The organism is Intestinibacter sp. (assembly GCF_051866655.1).
Classification (GTDB): domain Bacteria; phylum Bacillota; class Clostridia; order Peptostreptococcales; family Peptostreptococcaceae; genus Intestinibacter.
The window spans coordinates 1-3054 of sequence record NZ_JBJDXL010000405.1 but is presented as its reverse complement, the minus strand read 5'-3'; the positions used below and the strand labels follow the sequence as shown (position 1 = coordinate 3054).

At 29.2% G+C, this 3054-nt stretch carries 4 protein-coding genes and 1 pseudogene; all 5 read left to right on the top strand.

Features of this window, described 5'->3' with window-relative positions:
* Positions 1-536 precede the first annotated feature (536 nt).
* Positions 537-806 (top strand): annotated as a pseudogene (locus tag ACI3VO_RS12200) (NUMOD1 domain-containing DNA-binding protein); the annotation flags it as partial.
* 54 nt (positions 807-860) lie between these two features.
* Complete coding sequence (locus ACI3VO_RS12195; RefSeq protein ID WP_439758178.1) at positions 861-1265, top strand: hypothetical protein; 405 nt, start codon at positions 861-863, stop codon at positions 1263-1265.
* A gap of 75 nt (positions 1266-1340) precedes the next feature.
* Positions 1341-1520, top strand: a complete 180-nt coding sequence (locus ACI3VO_RS12190; RefSeq protein ID WP_439758177.1) for a hypothetical protein — start codon at positions 1341-1343, stop codon at positions 1518-1520.
* Between the two features lie 534 nt (positions 1521-2054).
* A complete protein-coding gene (locus tag ACI3VO_RS12185; RefSeq protein ID WP_439758176.1) occupies positions 2055-2684 on the top strand; it encodes a hypothetical protein in 630 nt (209 codons plus the stop codon).
* A 91-nt stretch (positions 2685-2775) separates the two neighbouring features.
* Entirely contained in the window at positions 2776-2991 is a 216-nt protein-coding gene (locus ACI3VO_RS12180) for a hypothetical protein (RefSeq protein WP_439758175.1), read from the top strand.
* The last annotated feature ends 63 nt before the right edge of the window (positions 2992-3054 follow it).

The window sequence follows — 3054 nt, the reverse complement described above, 5'->3', positions numbered from 1 at the left end:
AACTATCATATCCCTTATCAAGTACGTCAATGCTAAGATGTTAAACGTAAAAAACATCATTATCGATAAATAATATTGTCGATGTAAAATTCCGTTAACTGCTGGAACACCCTTAGAGTTTTCTAAACAACAAAGTAATTAGTAATAATAAGCTTGACTGTTTAAAAATTAGAAAAATTGGGCAATCAGCAACCAAGATTCTGTGTATATCTATACAGAATAAGGCTCACAGACTATCCTTCATGGAGTACAAATTTTATTGCAAATATTTGCTTTTAAATTTGGAAATGCGGAAAATTTAAATTATACTTGAATAGTATTAATCATTAAAAATTTATTCAAGTATGGAAACAAAAAATTATTCATTTTATGTCTTAAAATCGGACATTAAACCAGACGAAATTCGTTATGTTGGAGTAACTTCAAACACAATATCTAGAAGATTTACATAGCACAAATATTGTGCTACCCATCCTGAAAAGAGAGGACTTCCAGTACATAAATGGATGTACTCAGTATACAAATAGGGTGGCACTATAAATATTGAAAAGATATTTGAATGTCCTGAATCAGAATGGGAAGAGACAGAAAAATCTCTTATTAAAAAATATAGAGATTTAGGTCATAATCTTCTAAATATTGATTTAGGAGGGAAAGGAGTAATTACAAAGGAAAAACGTTCTATTGATTCAATTACTAGAAGTACAGAAGCTCATAAGAAGCCAGTAACTGCTTATAACTTAGATGGAACTAAATTTAGAGATTTTAGTTCTATTACTGAAGCAGCGACATTCTTTAATGGTAAATTAAATAATATTCATAGTGTACTTTCTGGAAGTAGTAAATCTGCATATGGTTATATGTGGAAATATAAATCAGAAGAAGAGAGCATAGACCAATATAAGAAAAAACAAATAGGTATAGGAGTATATCAATTTGATTTTAATGGGAATCTTCTCAAGCAATTTGAATCAAAGAAAGATGTAATTACATTTTTTAATGTTACAAACTATAAAGCTTTAGATAGAGCAATTGATAACCGAACAGCTTACAAAGAATCATTTTGGGCTATTACACCAGAAATAGATATTACATTATTTAAATCTCCATTTAAATACAAAATTACTAAAGGAGATAATGTAACAAAAGTAATTGAGCAAAAAGATGTTGCAGAAATTATTGGTTCTTGTAAGGCTACTGTTTGTTCTAAACTAAAGAATAATACGAGTTTTGAATACAATGGATATATTGTTGAGGTAATTTAAATTAAGATATAGTCGAGCTTGTATTGAAAGATACAAGGTAAACTGGATATACAATATGCTATGGCTTTCGAATTTATGGATAGACGTAAAGAAAAGGGCTATGAGAAGTTTAATGATATTGGTGGGGACTTCACTGATATGCTTAGAGTCGCAGATTCTCTACGTGATAATGTTAAACTTATCTTTACTGGTCACAGTGAGAATATTGGAGACACTATGAATGAATATTGGACGCTTAAAACCATTGGTGGATAAAATCTGCCTGTAAATCCCTAATTCGGTAAAAGTTAAATAAGAATTATACGAATACACTTTCTAAGAAAGCCTAAGGTCCAAGTTTTGGATAGCTGGTAATACCGAGCGAAATTTATATATAAAAACGTGTAACGACTATCTCCGTATCGGGAGAGTAAGATATAGAGTGATTATCTATATTTGAAATGGGATTTGTTAACTTATTGACTTTTTAGTTGGTAAACTCAAAAAACTATAGTATTATTGTAATATGTTTAACTAAAAAATTTATATATTATGGTAGTACATTTTTACACTCTGGCATCAACTAGAGATTTAAGCAACATTAGGTATTTAGGAAAAACTGTAAATCCTTTAAGTATACGACTTTCTTAGCATTTAAATGATGCAAAAAGAAAATTAAAGGAAGGATATACACATAACTATAGATGTAACTGGATAAATAAAGAAATAAGAGAAGGTTATAATATAGTTATTGAGGAAATAGATTGTATAAAAGATTCTACTAATACTTTATGGCAAAGTATAGAAACTATGTGGATTGGCCTACTTAGATCCTGGGGATTCAAATTAGTTAATTTAACTAATGGGGGAGAAGGAGTAAGTGGTTTAGTTCAAAGTGAAGAATCTAATAGAAAAAGATCTATAGCTCTATTAGGAACACATAGACCAGAAGAGGTAAAGCAAAAAATTGCTAAAACTAACACTGGTAAGGTAGTTTCAGATGAAACTAAACAAAAAATAAAGCAAGTTATTACTGAATTGCAGGGTAGAAGAATTTGCCAGTTTAATAATATAACTGGGGAATTTATAAAAGAATGGGAAAGTATAAAAGAGGCCGCCACCTTCTATAACACAGACCCCTCAAATATAATGAACTGTTGTAAAAATAAAAACAACAGAACAACTGCTGTTGGATATATATGGAAATATAAAGAAGATAATTCTGAAGTAATTATTGATAAAAGTAAATATATTTATTGTATATACTCAAATAAGGTAATAGAGTGTGTAAATCAAAAGGATGCTATAGACAAAACAGGAGTTTCCAAAAATTCTATTATTGATTGTTTAAAAAAGAGAAAAGAGTCTTGTAAAGGAATTAAATTCTTACATTATGAAGAATATATTAATTCTAAATACACCGATCTAAAACTAGAATAGGTTAATTAAGATATAGTCTAAGCTATACAGAAATGTATAGAATATAATTGTGTTGAATTAATCACAACACGATAATTATATTAAACTGAGAATGGTCAAGGAAAAGGTAACGCCAGAAGGACTGTTTACTTATGTTTTCCATGCTCTTGTGGAAGAGGGTGATGAAGGTATGGAGTATAAATTACTCACTAATACTGATGGAATTCATGTAGCTAAAACTCCTCTTGGAATGTTTGATAAACTTAAGATCGATAATGATTTGAATGAGATTATTAAGGTTATTGATGCTTATAATGAAGGTGAATAATGAAGTTGGATGTACTTTTTCACTATGAAGTGAACGAACAAACTGGAGAAATTACTTATATTG

Coding starts and splice junctions, on each gene's coding strand:
- ACI3VO_RS12195 (WP_439758178.1), top strand. CDS start 861: ATGTGGAAATATAAATCAGAAGAAGAGAGCATAGACCAATATAAGAAA.
- ACI3VO_RS12190 (WP_439758177.1), top strand. CDS start 1,341: ATGGATAGACGTAAAGAAAAGGGCTATGAGAAGTTTAATGATATTGGT.
- ACI3VO_RS12185 (WP_439758176.1), top strand. CDS start 2,055: ATGTGGATTGGCCTACTTAGATCCTGGGGATTCAAATTAGTTAATTTA.
- ACI3VO_RS12180 (WP_439758175.1), top strand. CDS start 2,776: ATGGTCAAGGAAAAGGTAACGCCAGAAGGACTGTTTACTTATGTTTTC.